This window comes from Paraflavitalea sp. CAU 1676 (assembly GCF_029223285.1).
In the GTDB taxonomy this organism is placed as follows: domain Bacteria; phylum Bacteroidota; class Bacteroidia; order Chitinophagales; family Chitinophagaceae; genus Paraflavitalea.
In genome coordinates this window covers 124971-145471 of sequence record NZ_JARHUJ010000009.1, presented here as the reverse complement: position 1 = coordinate 145471, position 20501 = coordinate 124971, and the positions used below count along the sequence as shown (strand labels likewise).

Here is a 20501-nt window from a genome sequence, read left to right as displayed (position 1 = left end):
CAAGGACCGAAGAAAATAATAATAAAACCCCTCTCAGGCACGTCGAAAAAACCGGCAACAGGTGAGATTGTTTAGGAATGACTAAACATCGGGAGCCGAAGATTAAACAGCGACAATGGTCGTGCTGAATGCGGCGAACCTGCCAGCATCCAGAAAACAAACCCGGGCTAAGACCCGCGCTGAATCCACGAACATCACAGAGCCTGGCCGACCAAAATGGCGGTCTGGCCAGGGCCTCTTGTCAGAACCAGTCAGGCCATCCGGGCCTTCACCAGGCAAACCAAAAATTCCAGAAAACTTAGAATTAGAACAAGTGCATACCCACTGTGAAGCCCGACCATACGGCCAGGTTCTTTCCTTTGTCGAGCGAGCGGATATTTTGTTTGTAACCCGTGAATTTGGTCTCCTGATCGGAGTAATAGAGTGACACCGACGGACCAGCGTAGATCGAAAACCATTTGGCCAGCTTGAGATGCACGTGCGCCTCCAGCCGCGTTAGCAGGTTGAGGTAGTCCCAACTGCCCAGGTATACATGCTGCGTAGTAGCTTCTATATTGAGTGCCAGCTTTCTGTTGAACTTCCTTTCGTGTCCTAAACCATATCCGAAGGTGTAGGCCTTTTCGTCTTTGGTAGGTTCTACACCCGCCAGCAGAATGCTATACAATTTGGAATTGCCCGTTTTGAAAGCCGCGTTGAACGGAAACTCCTCGTTACCATACAACGCCAGCTTATGATATCCTTTGAAGATGATGTTGACCAACCCGATACTGTAGCCGTCGGAAGTATCGGCGATATTGATCAACCCGATCTGCACGCCCGACAGCTTTTTGGTATAGTTGATAATGCTCGCAATTTGCGCGCCTTTTACCTCCCCCAGGTTTACGTTCAGCAGACCGGCTACCTGGGCACCCCGCATATTCTTGAAGTTGGCATTGACCACCCCGGCAATCTGCGCTCCATTGAACGACCGGCTGTTTACGTTGAATATGCCGCCCACTTGCGCACCCGTAGTACCGCTATTGGTATAGTTGCCTATACCACCAGCCTGTACGCCATTCAATCTGCCACCCACGTGGTTGTAGATGCCGCCCAATTGCGCGCCCGTAAAGTTTCTCCGCACGTGGTTGGATATACCACTGCCCTGCACCCCGTTCACACTATCCATGACCGTATTGTGAATACCTGCTAATTGCACGCCCGTCATGCGCCCGCCTACCACATTAAACCAGCCGGCGAACTGTACCCAGCGAACATCTTTGTTGTCGATATTGAACCAGCCACCGAGCTCTACCCCATTCACCCCGCCCGAGTAGCCGCCCCATACGTTGAGCGACACATTGTTGATCACCTGGCTATTGAGCGGACCGTTCGTACTGAGGCCGGGCAGCAGCGATAGCTGGTAGGGACGCACAGTGAAGAATTTCTTCATGTTGATGGCCTGCACCTTTTGCCAGGTGGACAGGAACCATCGGCCGATATTCGTTTTGTCGACCATGGCCGAATCGGCTTTGCGATATGTATAGATCCAGTGTGTACTATCGGCCTTGCGCACGGCCACCACGATCGAATCGGGCACCTCGAAGGTATACGGTGTAATGGTGATAGTCTTGTCCGACACTTCCACCGGCATGATGGCAATCGACATCTGCTGGTTGTATTTGGGTTGCACAGCGATGGTGGTATCGAGGTACAGATCTTTGCTCACTGTAAGGGATGCCCGGCTGTACCGGCTCTTCAGTTTCAGTTTGAAATAGCCCTGCCCATCACTCATCGCGGAAGCCAGCTGACTTTTTTCATAGATACTGGCATGGGGGATCGTTTCGCCCGTTTGATCGTCCAGGATATAACCGCTGATGAAGTAATATTTCTCTTCCGTCTCCGTACGGCTGGTAACAGCCGGTATTTTGATCGGCGTTTTACGGAGGATGATATAATTGCCGCTCTCACGGTATTCATACCCGTTGGGAAACAATTGCTCCATCACCTGCTTTACAGTCTTGTTATAAACAGTAAGCGTAACGAGGCTATCCCCCTTGATGATATTGCTGTTGTAGGAGAAATAGAAATTGGCCTTGTTACTCAGTATCTCCAGCACCTGATCCAGTTGCTGACGGTTCACGACAAAGGAAACGTTTCGGCCAAGGATGCTCTGTGCGGTAGAGGCGGTGGAAAACAATAAAAGAATAGTGAGTAAGGCGGCGCTTACCAATCCTGCTAACTGCTTCATAACTTAATGTGTAGTATAACTATTTCAACACGATCGTGGAATTGGTACGTTCAATGGTGCAACCAAATGTTTCCTGGAGTACGACTAGTATCTGATCCAGCGACTGATTGTGAAAAGTAGTAGAGAGTGGCTGCTGTGCCAGCTCTTTCGATCCAATAACAATATTGGCATCGTAAGCTTCATTGATCACTTTCACTACTTTCCAAAGGGGTGTTTTATCGCAAACGAAGGTTTTGTCGCGGTAATACCTGTACAGGTCGTCGGTGTTTTGTTCTTTGTTGAGGGTTGAATCGGGATCGGCTACGATCACCTTTTCCTTTGGCGTAAGGGCAATGGTTTCGTGGCCATTGCTTACCAGCACCGTACCGGTTTCAACGATCACTTCTGTTTGGCGGCCCGTGGTCTTGATGTTGAAAGAAGTACCGGTTACTGTAACTGTGATGCCATTCACCTCCACCACAAAGGGTTTCTTTTTGTCGGGTACGATGCTGAAGAAAGCCTCGCCTTTCAGGGCTACGGTTCTTTTCTTTTCATTGTAGCCACCGGCATAGCTGAGGGAGGAATGGCGGTTGAGGGTGATCACCGATCCATCGGGCAAGGTATCGACCTGGGCGATTTCCGCGGCCGCCAGCACTACCGGCGTTTTTCCAAGGCGCCCAAAATAGTAGATCATGGCCACTATGCCCACCAGGCCCGCCAGGATGGCGGCCACCTGCCAGCTGCTCGTGCGCCTGTTCATAGTGCGCACGATACCGCGCGACGGCGTTCCATCTTCGATCACCCGTTGCTGAAAACGCTGCCACGCCATTTCTTCATCTACGCTGCTGGTGGCAGCAAGCTCGCGGCTGCGGTCCCAGATCAACTTAAAGTGATCGAAATACCGCTGGTTGCCAGGAGTGGCCCTGATCCAGGATTCCACCGTTCTGCTTTCGTGCAGCGTGGTTTCCTGCAGCAGGTATTTTACCAGCAGGTCATCGTTCATATCGTGTACATGTTCTTTCAATCTTTACGGGTTTACAGGTTTAACAGGGACAGGATCAGAAACGGTAAAAAATCGATCAGTTTCAATCGCATCAACTTAAGGGCCTTCCCCATCTGGTTTTCTACCGTCTTGATGGATAAGCCCAGGCGGTCGGCGATCTCCTGGTATTTCAATTCTTCGAACCGGCTCATCTGAAATATGGTGCGGCACTGTTCGGGCAACTCCTGCAAGGCGGTACGCAAACGCGCTTCCAGCTCACCCAGCAAAACTTTCTTCTCGGCGTTATCGGCTTGTTGATTCATGCGCGCTGTTGCATAGGACTGGTAGGCGGTTTTGACCTTGAGGTGCTTGATGTAATTGAGACTTTCGTGGTACACAGCGCGGTACAGGTAGGCAGTCAGGGAGGTTTGAATATTGAGATGCGCCTTGCGTTCCCAGATCTTGTAGAACACGTTTTGCACCATCTCTTCGGCCATGATATCATCCTTAACGATCGTGCAGGCATACGCATGCAGGTTCTTAAAATGCGATTTAAAAACATCCTCAAAAAGAGTCGTGCCGCTCTCAGTCCTTAGCTGAATGCTGCCCGTATCGTTAACTGCCATTCGAACGGTTTGATATCTGCCTCCAAATATAACTGCTTCTCCCAATTGCGCTTTATTAATTGACAACCGGCGGGAAGCTTACCCCTATGCGGGGCACGAAATACGGCAATAAAAAGGGTTCATGAAGCTGCCCCCTGCATCCATTACATTATCTGTAGGTTAAATATCAATACACTACGATCGAAGTGACGCCACTAATTAGTCATGCGCTGCAGCTGCCGCTGTACGTATTCCATATACCGTTCGCGGGCAATGATGGACGCTACCAGGTGGTCGTGCGACGTAGTGGCTTCGGGGGCAATATCGTAGGCCTTGGCGGCAGGCACCAGCGTAGGATCGTTGTTGGCGCGTACAAAGTAAATGGTGTCCATTTCGGTAAGACCTGCCTTATAATATTTATAGAACGTTTCATGTTCGGCAAAAAAGCGCCGGGCCAGCTGTAGTTCATTTTGCCAGAAACGGTTGATATCACGGGCATCGTCATCGGGCAGAAACAGGGCAGCCTTGTATACGAGGGCATAGTATTCGATGAGGCCGGTAAATTTGGGCTTGATGGTCTTGAAGAACCAGGCTTCTTCGGCTTCACTTTGAAACCGGTAGGTGTGTAGTAGGGTCTGAAGCTTTTTCCAGTTCATTTCGCAGGTGCGAAAAGCACATTCGATCTGCTCTTTCTCGGATGTATGCTGTTGCCTGCATTGCTCCATTTCGGAAAGCATTGCATCGTACAGGCGTTGGCATTGATCTTTCATAGACGGTCCAGGGGGTTATAGGGATTTTGAATAAACGGGTTTCAAAAAAAAGCAGGGAAAGTAAAAACAATCCCTGGTTAACCAAAAGGTCACATGAGAAAATCTACTATTTGAAACAAAGGTTACTGTCAATTTTTAGTTCTTCCTGCTTTTGCCCGTGTCCCATCCCGGCTTAACCGGGATAAGGACAAAGCGGACATTGACATATAAGAAGAAACAAAACCCTCCTGAATGTTCCCGGAAAACCATGGGCGAAGCATTACTGCAAAGCCTGGTAGCTGATCGGGAAGTTTTTTAAAATGGTTACTGAATGATTCCTGAAGTGTGGGCAAAAAAATAGCTCACCTGCAAATAAGCCAGGTGAGCCTGAAAATATTTATACAATGCCAATGGCAGTGCCTTTCAAAGCTGTACACAGACTTATCTACCTCCACCTTTCGATGGAGCAGGAATTGGCACCTTCATCCTCAGCATCATGCACAATGTCTATACAGCATGAAACATAAGAAGGGTTGCCAAGGCGTCATCGGGCCCGTTTTCCCTCAGCCTTTCTTGATAAGCAACACATAAAAAAGAACGTAGCAAATATATAGAATCCATCTGTTTAAACAGAAATAGAATGTGTAAATATTTTGCCAAGGGATAAGAAAAAGTCAGAAAACCGGAAATCTACGCCACAGAACTGTCATAATTGCCTTATATCAAATGCGTAGCCGTTACATATCCCGGCCTTACTGGAGGCTTGCATCCGCAGCTTCATCCGTAAGGCGCCGCATTTTGTATTGGGAAGGAGTAGTTCCTGTAAACTTCTTAAAGGCTTTGTTGAACGATACCTTGTTATTGAAGCCGGTATCGAGGGCGATGGATTCGATCTTGCTCTCGTCGCCGCCCGCCAGCAGACGGGTAGCTTCTTCAATACGCAGTTTGTTGACGAAGTCGGGAAAGCTAACGCCCATTCGTTCATTGAGCACCTGCGATAAATGGTGCACGGTGGTGTTTAAACGGTCAGCAACCCCCTTGAGCTTGAGGTCGCGCTGCAGGTAGAACTTCTCCGCACCAACCAACGCCATCAACTGCTCTCGGATACTGTTGGCGGTATCGTCATCGAGTGAAGAATAGCGGTATTTTTCAGCCTGTTCAACCGGCAAGTCCATCCTCACCGGCGCCACCTGGTGTGCATGCTGCACATTGAGGTAAGCAATGGCATAGATACCGACAGTAGAAAACAGCTTTATCAATATGGCAATGTAGAGGGAGATCTCAAAGGGTACAAAAAACCAGAGTATGGCCCTGATGAGCTGCACACCAAAGTACGTTGCAAAGAATAACAATATCCAGCGCAGGTATTGCCGGGTCTTTTGACTCCGTTGCGCCATGGTACCCCATTGAGAAAACTTATAGAACTTGTAAAAACAAACACAGGTTATGGTCAGGACATACACAAGTCCAACCCATCCAAATTCCCCAAGACTTGCGCCATCCCTGTTGGGGTCGGCATAAAACACCACCATCAGCCCTGCAAAGAAGGCGGTGGGCAACCAGTACAGCCAGGCCATCGGGGGACTGGCCGGCAATCCAAAGCAGGTCCTTACATACATCAACAGCAAGGTGACACAGGCGGTACCCAGCCCCCAACCGGTCACGATGCCTGGAAATAAAGGATGGGTATTAATCGCTTTGGTATAGATGGCGATGAAGTAAAACAAGGACAAGGAAAAGGCCAGCACGATCAAACTCAGCAATCTATTCTGTTGCCGGTTGCTTTTATGACGCCACAACACAATTGACAAAAAGACGCCCTGCGCCCCCGCCATCAAAAAAAGCCACTTGAAAAAGTCGGGCAATATGAACATTGAATCCTTCATACACTCAATACTAACAATGCTGCCAGAAAATATTTGCCAGGCGATAATATTCAGAATGACGATCAGGTGCCTACCCGTCAAATACAATTTTTTATTCACCTGCGTTCAGGGGAAGTCTTCAATGGTGGTGCGCATCGATAGCTGCATCTGCCAGGTGCTGTATTTTGTATTGGGAGGGCGTAGTGCCTGTAAACTTTTTAAAGGCTTTGTTGAACGATACCTTGTTGTTGAAACCGGTGTCGAGGGCAATGGATTCTATCTTGCTGTCGTCGCCAGCGGCCAGCAGGCGGGCAGCTTCCTCAATTCGCAGTTTGTTGACGAAGTCGGAGAAACTTATGCCCATCCGCTCATTAAGTACCTGCGACAGGTGATGCACCGAGGTATTCAACCGGTCGGCCACCTCCTTGAGCTTGAGGTCGCGCTGCAGATAGATCTTCTCCGCTCCTACCAACGCCATCAACTGCTCACGGATACTGTTGGCCATATCTTCATCGAGCGAAGAGAAGCGGTATTTTTCAGCCTGCTCAACCGGCAACGCCATCATCACCGGCGCCACCTGGTGCGCATGCTGCACATTGAGGTAGGCAATCACATAAATGGCAACGGACGTGATCAGCTTTACCGACACCGATACATACAATGCAACTACAAAGGGTACAAAATACCATAGGGAAAAGGTAATAAGCTGCAACACACAATAAGAAGCATACATCGACAAAACCCATTTCAGGTACAGTTTTGTTTTCTGACTTTGCTGGGCAATCGTACTCCACCGGGAAAACTTACTGAACCTGAGGCAACATAAAATAGTAATACTGATAAAATAGAGCAGCCCTATCCAGCCAAGCAGCGCGTAATCTTCCCCATTGCGTTTTGGATTCGTATAATAAACGATCGCCAGCCCGACAAAAAAAGCGGTAGGCAACCAGTATAACCAGGCCATTCGCGGATGGGCGGGTAAACCGAAGCAGGTGCGCAGGTACATTAACAACAAGGTGGCGCCTGCCGTACCGATAATCCATCCCGACATGGTGCCGGGATATAGCGGATGAGAATAAATTGCTTTAGTATAAGTAGCAATGAAATAGAACAGACCCAATGAAAAGGTCAGCAATATCAAACTCAGCAATTTGTTCTGTTGCCGGTTACTCTTTTGACGCCACAACACAATGGATAATATGATCCCCTGGGCTCCCGCCATCCAAAAAAGCCACTTGAAAAAGTCGGGCAATATGAACATTGAATCAGTCATTCACACAATACTAATAATGCTGCCAGATAATGTTTGCACAACAATATTAGCCAGAATGACGATCATGTGCCAACCGGTCAATTAATTTTTTACTAAAATTAATCCCGGGGTCCTTTTTTGTCATTACCCATACGGATGACACGGTGACAATCACCTCAGTTTTATGGAGTTGCGAGATCACGGTAAGTTTGCGGCTAAACCATCGGCAATGGCGCAAAGACAGAAAGGAGATGCTTTAACTTTCTATTGCTCAATTGAGGTTGGCATCGACCCCCGAAACAGTGTGGTGCTGCGTTTTGTATTGGGAGGGAGTAAGTCCCGTAAACTTTTTGAAGGCTTTGTTGAACGACACTTTGTTGTTGAAACCGGTATCGAGGGCAATGGATTCGATCTTGCTGTCGTCGCCGCCTGCCAGCAGGCGGGTAGCTTCTTCGATGCGCAGCTTGTTGACGAAGTCGGGGAAGCTTATACCCATCCGCTCATTGAGTACCTGCGATAAATGATGCACGGTGGTATTTAATCGGTCGGCCACATCCTTGAGCTTGAGGTCGCGCTGCAGGTAGATCTTCTCTGCCCCTACCAACGCCATCAACTGTTCACGAATACTGTTGGCGGTATCTTCATCGAGCGAAGAGAAGCGGTATTTTTCTGCCTGTTCAACCGGCAACGCCATCATTACCGGCGCCACCTGGTGCGCATTCTGCACATTCAGGTAAGCGATGGCATAGATACCAAGCGTAGTAAACAGCTTTACCGCAATTGAAATGTATAGCGAAGCCTCGAAAGAAATAAAATCCCACAGCGAAAAGCTAACGATCTGCATGCCTGAGTAGGTCGCGAAAAAGGCCAGCACCCAACGAAGGTATTGTTTGGTTTTCTGGCTCTGTATTGCCATGGTTCCCCACCTGGAGAATTGACGGAACCTGTAATAGCAAAGCCCGGTCATAAAAACAACATAGGCAACACCAAGTCTTCCCCAATTGCCATAACGCCCCCCCTCCCTTTCGGGATGTGCATAATGCATTACCAATATTACCAGGAAGAAAGCTGTGGGAATCCAGTACAACCAGGCCCTTGGTGGATGGGCCGGTAGCCCAAAACAGGTACGTACATACATCAGCAATAAGACAACGCCAGTAGTTCCGAATACCCAGCCCGATACCACGCCGGGATACAGGGGATGGAAAAAGACCTCCTTAGTATATGTACCTATAAAAAAGAATACTGCATAAGAATAGATCAGCACGATCAGACTCAGCAGCCTGTTTTGCTTACGGTTGCTTTTATGGCGCCAGAGTACCAGCGATAGAATAACTCCCTGGGCCCCCGCCATTAGGAAAAGCCACTTGAAAAAACCGGGCAAAATAAACATCGAATCAGTCATACCCACAATACTAATATGCTACCAGATAATGTTTGCGCAGCAATATTAGCCAGAATGACGCTAAAGTTCTAACCCGCTTTCAAGAATTTTTCTTAAAGTTATTCGCCCAGCCAAACCTTGAAATTGTTAACACGCTCCCGGCTGATGATAATTTCCTCGCCAACATTGGGCTGTATTTCCACCTTCAGTTTGCCGTTGAACCAAACGAGTATTTTAGTAATTGCGCTGTGACTGATAATATATTTCCGGCTAGCCCTGAAGAACATATCGGGCGATATCATTTCCTCGATCTCCGTGATGGTAAAGGGCACCACATAATCGCGGTTATCATTTGTTTTTACGAAACAGATCTTCTCTTTGGAATAAAAATACCTGACCTCTGTTACGGGCAGTGAAATGAACTGATGGCCTTTGCGGATCAGGAATCGGTTGCGGTAAACGGGTCCGGCTGGTTTGGGTTGATCGGGGTTCAGTAATTGAAGCAACTCCTGTAGTTGCGCTGTGAGTTGAGCGCTTGAGGTGGGCTGCTCCTGGCGGGGAAATAAAGATGCTACGATCGCTTCTTCCTCATGTCGTAATGTCACGGTTTGCATAGTGCTTTTGTTGATGGTTGCTGAAGTAATGTTGCTCATGTCTTGCGTTTTTCTTGACCCACCAAAGTTCCAAATTTGACTATCAAACCCCACTTTTTGGCCCCTGAATCCCGTAAAGCCTTATAAAGATTCACCCGATTCCCGGGTTTACTATGATTTTTTACTTCATTACATCATAACCATGTAAAAACCCGACGATTATTGATTTCGCTGTCCTTGTTTAGACCCGCAGTCAATAGCTGATCAATGTCGCTTTTTTACGTCGGCTCGGTGCACAAAAACGATGTTTGAGCATCGGATTAGGTCGGTCTGGCAAAGTTTCTGGTGACAAAATGACTTTTCTCACAAAAAAAAGCAGGCGGTAAATACCACCTGCCTTTCCATGAGACTTGCTATTACCCTACGATGTTGAAAGTAAAGCACCCAATTTGAGCTCTCGGGCATAGCTTTTTCATCATCCGTTTTGGTCGGTCGCCGGGTTGAGTTTCTTGTTCGAGTCGAATTCTTTTTGCGGGATCTTCATGATAAACCGGTTGTCATTGGCGGGAATAGTGAAGCGATAGGCAGCCGGATGATTACCTGTACGAACGAGTGGTAGTTGTCGCCTTTTTACATCCAGGTAATCCAGGCCCAGCTCGCCATAGAACTCCTTACGTCGTTCGAGCAATATTTCGGTAATGAGCGCGGCGCCCGTATTGCCGGAAGCTGTTGCCGAAGCATCCCTGCTTTTTTGAACAGCCAGCAAAGGCACGCCCGCATCTGCTTCATTCAATTCGGCTTTGGCCTCCGCTTCTACCAGGTACATTTCCGCCACGCGGATCATGGGCAGCGCCTCGTTGAAAAAAGTCGCCTTCAGCGGCACCACCTCGCCGGTAATCAGTTCCACTTCCTCCGCAATGGCGCTACCAAACTTATTGGTCGAAAAACGCTGGGCGCTGTTCGGATTGCCGCTGGTGAGAAAAAACAGGTTGCGCACGTCGGTGGGTGCAAAACTGGCCACGAGGGAAGAGTTCACAAACAAGTTATCGTAGCCATTGCCGGTTTTCTCGTAAAAGGAACTGGGTGTACCATAATATAATGACTGCCCGCCGATATCCGTCGCCTGCGGAAATCCCCAGATCACTTCGGGCGAACCCAGATCACTGAAACCATTGGCATAAGAGGCTGCATCGAGTGAGTAGCCCGCCCTCGCTTTCTGTGCTGCATTCTTCGCATCGGCCCAGCGTCGCTGCTCGAGGTAAATGCGGGCGGCCATACCCCAGGCCACATTTATATTGATATCACTCTTCACCAGGCGTCCGGTGCCCAACGATTGGGTAGCAAATTCAATATCGGCATTGATGAGGTCATATACTTCTTTAATGGTACCTCTTGGTTTGCCCTCGTTCTCCAACCCGGTGGGTTCGGTATACAATGGAACGCCCGGCGCATTGGCGTCTTTGGCAATCGTGTGCTGAAACTCGCGGATAAGATCGAAATAGAACCAGGCGCGTATGGCCCTGGCTTCGGCCTCCAGCAATTTCTTATCGGCAGCCGGCAAGGTGCTTGCCGTTACCCCCTTTATTATTACGTTGGCCTGGTTGATGTGTTCATAAAAGAAACCCCAGGTAAAGATGGTTCGCCGGTAAGTAGGCTCCCGGTTTTCGTGCCGGTAATCGAATTGATAGAACCCGCCGGGATTGATGATATCGGTTCCTTTATTGATGCGCGCCAGGTTGATCGAATTGTAACCCCAGGTATCGGTAGCGCCACCGGCTGTATTGTCCAGGTTCGACCACTGCCTGCGCATATTGCGGTAGATACCCGAAAAATACGAACGCACGCCGCTCACCGATTTAAAGACATCGTCTTCAGATACTGCATCCGTTGGTTTGGGATCGGTGATGAATTCTTTTTTACAACCACTGCCGGTAACTACAGCCAGCAACAGCGCACCTATATATAATAATGATAATTGTCGTTTCATAAACATTCGTTTTAGTCGTTCCTTAGAAAGTAAGTTCCAGTCCGGCAGAAATGATCTTGAACACCGATGACTGAGGACGGGAATTGCCATCCACGTCGGTCTCCGGATCCGATCCTTTCTTCAGTTTACTCCAGGTGCCGATGTTATCGGCCTGTACATAGAACCTGGAACTCTTGATGACCTTTTGCTGCCTGTCGGGATTGAAAGTAAAACCGAGGGTGATGTTGCGCAACCTTACATAGTCGCCGTCATAGAGATACTTTGACGACCGTTGGTTGATATCGGTATTGTTCAGATCGATCCGTGGCACATCGGTCACATCACCCGCTTTTTGCCACCTGCCGAGCATGTCGGTATGCAGCTGATCACCAAAGCCTGCGGTAAAACCATGCATCAGGTTACTGTATTCTCCATCATAGATCTTGCCGCCAAGGGCAAAGTTGATGAGCATACTGAAGTCGAAACTCTTAAAGGTGAGCGTATTGGTCCAGCCACCCGTTACCTTGGGAATGGCCGTACCCATATAATACCGCGAAGCTTCTGCATACGTGTTCACGATATTCTTTTTGCCGGTGGGGTTGCCATTGTTGTCGAGCTCATCGGCAAACCATTGCGGTTTGCCGTTGGTGGGGTCTACCCCAGCCCATTCCTGGATATAGAAATCATAGAACGACCGGCCTACTTCGAGTTGATAAGGGCCGGAAAGCACTTTTTCCTGTGGCAGCTTTTTAATGGTGTTCTTCACGAAAGAAGCATTGATGATCGAGTTCCACTCGAAGTTCTTTTTGGCCAGTACACGGGCATTGATCGTAAACTCTACGCCGGCATTGACAACGGTACCGATATTGTAATCGATGGAGGGAATACCGCCCGAAAAGACCAGCGGTTTGGTGAACAGCAGATCGATGGATGATTTCCGGAAGTAATCGATGCTACCATTGATCCTGTTCTTCCAGATACCGAAGTCGACCCCGATATCCAGGTTGCCCTGCTTTTCCCAGCGTACATCGGCATTGGCCAGTTGATCGAGGTAGATGCCCGGATTGTTGAGGTTATCGTAGCCCCCGCTGAACGTGCTGAGGTAAGGGAAATAACTGGTGAGCCGGTTGTTGCCTACCTCGCCATAGCTCGCTCTCAGCTTGAGGAAATTGATGAAAGAAATATTCTTCACGAATTCCTCTTCACTGAGGAGCCAGGAAACACCACCCGCCGGGAAGAAGCCCCACTGATTGCCCGGTGCAAAGCGCGACGATCCATCCCACCGCACGGTGAGCTCGGCAAAGTATTTACCCTTGAAATCGTACTTCACACGTCCCAGGTAACTGTTAAGAGTTTCTGTGGTAGTGCCGCTGGTGAGGGCTTCGGTGGTAGCAGCCGTACTGAACTCGGTTAACCCTGCAAAGGGAAACGCGATCTTGCGGCCTCCCAATGTCTTCAACTCATATTTATAGGCTTCGGTACTCGCCATCACATCGATGGTATGGAAGCCAATGGAGCGATTGTAGCTGAGCATATTGTTCCAGGTCCAGGAAGTCGTATTGTCGTTCTGCCGGCGGGCACGTCCGCCTACATTCTGTCCGTTACCAAATTCGGGCGTTTCATAGCTCAACGACTCGAACAGGTACTTATCGATCCCGAAACTGCTCCTGAACTTGAGCCCTTTGGCCAGCCTGATATCGGCGTAGGTGTTGAGATTGGTCTGGTAACGTTTACGCGATTCGGTGTTGACGAGTGTGGTAGCCACCAGGTTCGAAGGTTGCAGCGAATTGCGGTTCACGTTCACCGTTCTGCTGGCGTCGGGACTGCCAAAATCATAGATCGGTTTGCCTTGTGCATCCAGCAGCTCCTCCCCGTTCTCGCCCCGTTTGTAAACCGGGTAGATGGACGACATGGTGCGGATGTATTGAATAACGTTCTCGAAATTACCGCCTGCCTGGTCGGGATAGTTCTGGTCGGAGAAAACCACCGCGGTGCGGGCGCCGATCTCGAGCCAGTCCTTCAGGTTGTTCGTATAATTGAACCGTGCACTGATGCGGTTGAATTTGGAGGTGATGACATATCCCTCCTGGGTAAGATAACCCGCTGAACAGAAATAACGCGATTGATCACCGCCACCTGCAACCGACAGGTTTACATCGCGCCGCAGCGCATTGGTGCGGGTAAGCTCTTTACTCCAGTCGGTATTCCACAACAGGTTGGTGCCTGGAATGAGTTTACCATCGGTACCTACCGGCTTGGGTACACCGAAAGGATTGTACTTGATCTCCCCGATCAGATCGTCGGTAGCTTGCTGTGCCGGGTTGGGCACGGCATTATCGACATACAGGTTGCGGAGTGCTTCCCAACCCAGCTCGAACATTTGCTGCGAGTTGACGAAATTGTATTCGGGCAGGGCGCGCGAAGCCACGCCAAAGCTGGCGCCTGCTGAGATGGAGGGCGCCATCCCTTTACGTCCTCTTTTGGTATTGATGAGTATTACCCCGGCTGCAGCCCGGGAACCATACAAGGCAGTGGCCGTACCATCTTTCAATACACTGAAATTCTCGATGTCGTTGGGGTTGATCATATTCAGGTTGCCATCGAATGGAATGCCATCAAGCACCAGCAGCGGTTCGGCATTGGCATTGAGCGAAGCAATACCCCGGATGCGTATCTGCGGGTTATCACCCGGCTGGCCGGAATTGTTCACCACCAGCACGCCGGCGGCGGTGCCCTGCAATGCCTGGCCAACAGTCGTTACCTGCTGGCGTTTAATAGCTTTATCATCCACTATAGCGATGGAACTGGTCACTTCACGCTTGCGTTGGGTGCCATACGCCACGACTACTACTTCATCGAGTTTCTTTTCCTCCGTAGAAAGCGTTACGTTGAGGGTGTTGCTGCGGCCGATATTTACTTCTTCCACCGCATGACCCACAAACGAGAAAACCAGTATACGTGCATTGGAAGGTACCGTAAGGGAATAATCGCCATTGTCGGCAGTTTGAGTACCGGTAGAAGAGTTTTTGATCGTAACTGAAACGCCGGCCAGTCCGGTACCTGCTTTGTCGGTTACTTTGCCGGTGATGGTTCTCGATTGAGCCTGCACAACGGCTGCCATGCATAGCAACCATATCGCAATGAGTAAAGATCGTCTCATAACAGTATAGCTTTGTTTGCACCAAAGCTATCCAGATAGCCCAGCCTGTTAGCACGTTATTACATGTCGCGTTAACAGGCTTGATAAGTACGGCGAAACGGGATGCGTATTGTTCGCGGGTTGTAGCAACAGATCGGCTTTCGGCGTCAATGATGAATGGTAAATAAGTATTGTTCAGCAGAAGCATGGTGCGATGAGCAAAGCAGCGGGCGAACTATATGCCATAATTTCCCATGACAATTATTTGCGATCATGTTATCAAGGTCACAATAAAAAGAAGACTAATCATTTGCACTGATAATGCGACATCAGTTTATCATGTATCTAAATCTTCCACTATTTAAAAGGGAAATGCAGCGGATGGATGGAACCGTTAAAAAAAAAGCAGGTGGTAGAAACCACCTGCGAGTCACATGAGAAAAATTCTATTACCGCAACTGTTTTTAATGATCCAGGGATGAGTTGCGATAGGCATATACCGGAAAATCCCCGGAGTAAGTTTTATCCTTCGGCCTTTTGCCGAACGATCTTGGAATAATGTAATGGCTGTTTGTGCAGGATATCCAGCAACAATTCGAAGATGTCGGCATCCCTGAAATTGTAGCGGAATTCTGTTTCCTTCACATGTAGGTAAAGGGTGTTTCCATTAAGGCCCCTGAACTTGACCAGCCGGGCTTTCAGCATACCCCAGAAGAGGTCGATCTCATCGATGTGTGATCTTCCCCGTACATTTCCATTGAGGCCCGCCTGCAGTCGCAGCAGACGCACATTGTTGAAGTCGGCGATCCCGTTGTACACATGCAGGTGATGCCGCTGCAACAACTCTTCATCGGCTTCTACCCTGCCTTTCAGCCAGTCGTACAACCAACTGGTTTCAACACAGGGCATCTTGTCGGTGAAAATGTGCTCTTCCTTCTTGAAAATGCCGTAGAATGCTTTCTTACCCGTGAGTCCATTGCTTTCGGGGCTATGCCCAATCCCGTGCTCCATGGGGAGGAAGGCTACGTCACCATTCCGGTAACGTAAGGGATTCTTTTCTTCGCAAAACCTGGCAATGTGGGTGCGAATCAATTTAAAATAGGCGTTCACCGTGATCCGGCTTATACCGGAGATGTTTGCTATTTGCGTAGCGGTGAGGTCTTCGCAAAACAGTTTCAATAGCTCCCTCACTTTCCGTTCGGAAAGGTGGGCGCCTTTAAGGTATTTGTTTTTCATGGCGCTAGCTGGGTGTTAAGTACGATACTCTACGTAAATAAGACAATTTTTAGTATATCCAGTTTGTTAAATTATTATAAGCGGCCAATGCAGGGGATGTATGCAACCATTGCGAAACCTACTTATCATGTGTAACCAACTAAATGGGTAGATTAAGGACAATTGTCATGGTAACGTAAACTCATTTTTCGTGCTAAAACAATAGCAGCCTGCTTATAGCAGCTTTTACTTTTTCAGAATTAGGCAATGCAGCCTGTTCGAGCTGCATGTTCATGGGTATGGCTGGAATGTTGATACAGCCTGTTATTTCTACGGGGGCGTCGAGTGATTGAAAACAATTGCGGGCAATACGGCCGGCCAGTGCTTCTGCAAAAGAATTCTGTTGTTGCTCTTCTGTCAGCACAAGACATTTACCGTGCCTGGCCACGGTTTCGTATACCAGCTTTTCATCTAATGGGTACAGTGTACGCAAATCTACAACCTCCACCTGACCGGGAAAATATTTCGCTGCTGCTTTGGCCCAATACACGCCCATTCCATACGTAATGATGCAACAGGATTCGCCGTTACGGACGGCGCTTTCACTGGCCTGCAATACAACATTGCCTTTGCCAAACGGCAGGATATAATCCCGGGAGGGTTCAGTGGTCTTTGCGTCTTCAGTGCCGGGAACTTTACTCCAGTAAAGCCCTTTGTGTTCTAACATGATCACAGGATTGGGGTCCAGGAAGGCTGCTTTCATCAGCCCTTTCATGTCGGCCGCGTTGGATGGATAGGCGATCTTCAGTCCTTTGATGGAAAGCAGGGTAGTTTCTACACTGCCGCTATGGTAAGGACCTCCGCCGCCATATGCTCCGATCGGTACGCGGATAACCGTTTGTACCGGAAACTTTCCACAGCTAAGGTAACATGATTTGGAGATTTCCGTAACAAGTTGATTAAAACCGGGGTAAATATAATCAGCAAACTGCACCTCTACGATGGGCTTCAACCCTACAGCACTCATACCTACCGTAGAACCAATGATATAGGCCTCCTGGATGGCCGTATTGAAAACGCGGTGGTCGCCAAATTGCTCCGCCAGGGTAGCCGCTTCGCGGAATACCCCGCCAAGCCGGCGGCCAACATCCTGGCCGTACAGGATCGCTTCCGGATACTCTTCCATGATCTCCCGGATCGCAAAGAGTGCAGCATCAACCATCATGATCTTACTACCGCCCTGGGCTCCTGTGGCAGCCTGGGGGCCATTTACCGCCTCCTCAGGCCCTCCAATAACTGCAGCGGCCCCGTTCCGGTTGCCCTGCTCCTTCACCACCGGCGTTGGGGCAAAGACGAAATCCTGCACCATATCCGGAGAAGGCTCCGGAGCAGCCTGTGCCTGCCCAAACTGGGCAGCTACAGCAGCCCGCGCATCCTGCTCTATTTGCAGCAATTGCGGCTCCCTATACCCTCTCGCCTGCAATACCTGCCGCAGCCTGGGTACCGGGTCGTTGGCCAGGTGCTGCTCCCAATCGGTTGCCGAGCGGTAAAACTCTTTTCGCACACCGCTGGTATGGTGGCCCAGCAGCGGAACTTTGGCCTGCACCAGGTAAGGAGTACGGTGTTGCCGTACGTATTGCACCACGCGGCGCATATTATCAAAGCTTTCTTCGAAATTACTGCCATCAATACGTACCCGCTCCAAACCGGGAAACCCGGCGGCATAGTCATAAGCATCCATTACACGCGCTTCCTGCGCACTCACGCTGATGCCCCACTGATTATCCTGCACGAGGTAAATAATAGGCAGCCTTTTCAATACAGCAAACTGGAATGCCTCACTGACTTCCCCCTCGGTAACACTGGCATCGCCCAGCGAGCAGATCACCACCGGCAGTTCGCCGTTAGGACCTTTCTGCAACCTGTCGGAGAGGTGCTTTTCAATGTGTTGAATACCCTGTGCGAGTCCGGTAGTAGGGATTACCTGCATACCGGTAGCACTGCTTTGGTGAATGATACCGGGTTTGTCCTTGCCACGGTAATTGGGATGGGAATAATACTCTCTGCCACCTGTAAACGGATCGTCGGCCTTCGCCAGCAATTGAAGCATGAGCTGGTAGGGCGTAAAACCCAAACCCAGCAATAAACTTTCATCGCGGTAATAGGGACTCACATAATCGCAGGGAAGTAATTGAAAAGCGGTCGACAGTTGTATGGCTTCATGGCCACGAGAGGTGGAATGAACATACTTACAAACGGTACGGTTGGCCTCATACGTTTGGGCCATAGCCCCGGCCGTACACATCAGGCCATAGGCTTTGAGTAAAACATCGGAATGGATCATGGCAAGCAAACAAAGTATGGAAAATAGTAAAAAAGCCATTCCGTTGTCACGAAATGGCTTTTTTCTTTATAATGTAATCAACTCATTACTTGATTTCTAAACTCATCAGGCTGTCATCTTCAATAAATCCTTCCAGTTCATCACCTACTACACATTCGCCCACCCCTGCCGGAGTACCGGTAAACACCAGGTCGCCGATATTCACCGAGAAGTAATTGGAGATATAAGCCACTACTTTATCGAAGTTGTTGAGCATCAGGCTGGAATTGCCCTGTTGCACCAACTCCTTGTTCTTATACAGGCAAAAGTTGATATCCTTTTTGTTCTTGATATTCTGCAGCGGGATCCATTTGCCAATAACAGCCGAGTTGTCCCACGCCTTGGCTTTTTCCCAGGGCAGGCCTTTTTCTTTCAGCTCGTTTTGTATGTCGCGTGCAGTAAAATCAATGCCTACGGTTACTGCATCATAGTATTTGCTGGCAAAACGGTCCTGGATATATTTTCCATTCTTGGATATACGCAATACCAATTCGCATTCGTAATGCAATTCGTTGGTGAACTCAGGATAGTAAAACGGTGTGTGTGCTTGCAATAAAGCACTCTTGGGTTTCATAAATATGATAGGTTCGTCCGGAACCTCATTACCCAATTCTTTTGCGTGAGCCACATAGTTACGGCCAACACAGAAAATTTTCATACTCAACAAAGGGTTTAACTGAGATAATTGTTTTCAAGTTTCATAGCCTGGAAAGGCAGGGGGTACAGGTTCACAGGAATATTAGATACTAATCTTAATCCCCGAAAGGATAATTAAGGCGAAAATAAAGATTGAAATTAACAAATCATAGTGGAAACTCCAATTTATTCGCTTCATTCATAGTCCTTTCGATACCAATAGTAGCAAAGCTTTCAATGATCTCGACAGATTTTTCAACCTTTTGTTTCACTACCGGGATTTCATTTTCAGCCCATCTTCCCAATACAAAATCAACCTGGCGACCTTTCGGATAATTATTTCCGATTCCAAACCGCAAACGGGGATATTGATCAGTGAGAAGTGATTCCTGGATACTTTTTAAACCATTGTGCCCTGCATCGCTACCAGAACCGCGCAAACGCAGCTTGGCCAGCGTTAGGGCTAAATCATCTACAATAACCAACAGGTTGTTTAACGAGATCTTTTCCTTATCCATCCAATACTTAACAGCTTTACCACTCAGGTTCATGTAAGTGGTCGGCTTGATAATTATCAATTGCCTGCCCTTCCATTTCACTTCGGCCACCTCGGCGAGGCGGTCGACCCGGAAAGCGCCGCCATGCTTGGCAGCGAGGGCCTCGGCAACATCAAACCCAATATTATGGCGGGTATGCACATAATCTGCTCCGATATTACCCAAACCAATGACCAGGAACTTAGACATGGAAAAAGTAGTTAAAATAAGCTGTACTGCCTATACTCACATCGTGGTATTCTTTGGAATACCGGAAGGAAAAAAAAAGCCCGGAAAGGATACCGGGCTTTATGAATATGTTCAACTTTACATGATTACTTCTTCGCGGCCGGTTTCGCAGCAGCAGCAGGAGCAGCAGCCTTGGTAGCAGGAGCTTTAGCAGCAGGTGCTGTAGCTTCTTCCTGTTTCAGCTGACGTGTCATTACTACGGAAGCGATAGGAATACGGGGCGAGTTGAGGATCTCGTATCCTGGGGCAACCACATCTTCCACACGGATATTTCCGTTCAGTTCCAGCGAAGTAAGGTCTACTTCAATGTTCTCTTTCAGGAACTTGGGAAGGGTTTTGATCTTCAGCGACTTGATCTTCGTGATCAGCTTACCACCCGCTTTAACACCGGCAGAAGTACCAACGAATTTCAAAGGAATAGTAGCGATAACAGGCTTGTCAGCTACGAGTTCCAAAAAGTCGATGTGAGCGAGGCTGTCATCTACCTTGTCAAACTGAATGTCCTTCAGGATGCACTGGTAAGATTTGCCATCTACCTTGATGTCTGCTAATAAGAATTCAGGCGTGTAAACCAGCGTTTTGAAAGCCAGCACAGGAGCAGAAAAACTGATCTCCGTAGCGCCGCCATAAATTACACTGGGTACCTGACCCTGAGAGCGGAGTTGGCGGGCGGCTTTCTTCCCGGTTCCGGTCCTCAGTTGGCCTTCAATTGTAATTGACTTCATTTGTATTTAAATTTAA

General features: G+C 48.8%; 15 protein-coding genes and 1 riboswitch. All 15 genes read right to left on the bottom strand.

Annotated elements, in window-relative coordinates:
* Positions 1–304: 304 nt before the first annotated feature.
* The gene (locus P2H89_RS27725; protein WP_275833265.1) at positions 305–2227 is read right to left on the bottom strand and encodes an STN and carboxypeptidase regulatory-like domain-containing protein; all 1923 of its coding nucleotides are present in this window, start codon (positions 2225–2227) and stop codon (positions 305–307) included.
* 19 nt (positions 2228–2246) lie between these two features.
* A complete protein-coding gene (locus tag P2H89_RS27720) occupies positions 2247–3230 on the bottom strand; it encodes a FecR domain-containing protein (protein WP_275833263.1) in 984 nt (327 codons plus the stop codon).
* 11 nt (positions 3231–3241) lie between these two features.
* A complete protein-coding gene (locus P2H89_RS27715) occupies positions 3242–3814 on the bottom strand; it encodes an RNA polymerase sigma-70 factor (protein WP_275833262.1) in 573 nt (190 codons plus the stop codon).
* A 194-nt stretch (positions 3815–4008) separates the two neighbouring features.
* Positions 4009–4563 (bottom strand): RteC domain-containing protein, encoded by a 555-nt coding sequence (locus tag P2H89_RS27710; RefSeq protein WP_275833260.1) that lies wholly within the window; start codon positions 4561–4563, stop codon positions 4009–4011.
* A 417-nt stretch (positions 4564–4980) separates the two neighbouring features.
* Positions 4981–5125: riboswitch (SAM riboswitch) on the bottom strand.
* A 169-nt stretch (positions 5126–5294) separates the two neighbouring features.
* A complete protein-coding gene (locus P2H89_RS27705; RefSeq protein ID WP_275833257.1) occupies positions 5295–6428 on the bottom strand; it encodes a helix-turn-helix domain-containing protein in 1134 nt (377 codons plus the stop codon).
* 118 nt (positions 6429–6546) lie between these two features.
* Positions 6547–7680, bottom strand: a complete 1134-nt coding sequence (locus tag P2H89_RS27700; protein ID WP_275833255.1) for a helix-turn-helix domain-containing protein — start codon at positions 7678–7680, stop codon at positions 6547–6549.
* 250 nt (positions 7681–7930) lie between these two features.
* Complete coding sequence (locus P2H89_RS27695) at positions 7931–9064, bottom strand: helix-turn-helix domain-containing protein (RefSeq protein ID WP_275833253.1); 1134 nt, start codon at positions 9062–9064, stop codon at positions 7931–7933.
* A 98-nt stretch (positions 9065–9162) separates the two neighbouring features.
* Positions 9163–9696: a LytTR family DNA-binding domain-containing protein gene (locus tag P2H89_RS27690; protein WP_275833251.1), complete on the bottom strand. Its 534-nt coding sequence runs from the start codon at positions 9694–9696 to the stop codon at positions 9163–9165.
* A 415-nt stretch (positions 9697–10111) separates the two neighbouring features.
* On the bottom strand, positions 10112–11623 hold the full coding sequence (locus P2H89_RS27685; protein ID WP_275833250.1) for a RagB/SusD family nutrient uptake outer membrane protein: 1512 nt from the start codon (positions 11621–11623) through the stop codon (positions 10112–10114).
* A gap of 22 nt (positions 11624–11645) precedes the next feature.
* Positions 11646–14762, bottom strand: coding sequence for a TonB-dependent receptor (locus tag P2H89_RS27680; protein ID WP_275833247.1), 3117 nt, complete (start codon positions 14760–14762; stop codon positions 11646–11648).
* Positions 14763–15263: 501 nt separating this feature from the next.
* On the bottom strand, positions 15264–15977 hold the full coding sequence (locus tag P2H89_RS27675) for a hypothetical protein (protein WP_275833245.1): 714 nt from the start codon (positions 15975–15977) through the stop codon (positions 15264–15266).
* A 193-nt stretch (positions 15978–16170) separates the two neighbouring features.
* Entirely contained in the window at positions 16171–18300 is a 2130-nt protein-coding gene (locus P2H89_RS27670) for an alpha-ketoacid dehydrogenase subunit alpha/beta (protein WP_275833244.1), read from the bottom strand.
* 85 nt (positions 18301–18385) lie between these two features.
* Positions 18386–18997, bottom strand: a complete 612-nt coding sequence (locus P2H89_RS27665) for a fumarylacetoacetate hydrolase family protein (protein ID WP_275833242.1) — start codon at positions 18995–18997, stop codon at positions 18386–18388.
* A 145-nt stretch (positions 18998–19142) separates the two neighbouring features.
* A complete protein-coding gene (pth, locus tag P2H89_RS27660; RefSeq protein ID WP_275833240.1) occupies positions 19143–19721 on the bottom strand; it encodes an aminoacyl-tRNA hydrolase in 579 nt (192 codons plus the stop codon).
* 125 nt (positions 19722–19846) lie between these two features.
* A complete protein-coding gene (locus tag P2H89_RS27655) occupies positions 19847–20485 on the bottom strand; it encodes a 50S ribosomal protein L25 (protein ID WP_275833238.1) in 639 nt (212 codons plus the stop codon).
* Positions 20486–20501: the final 16 nt, after the last annotated feature.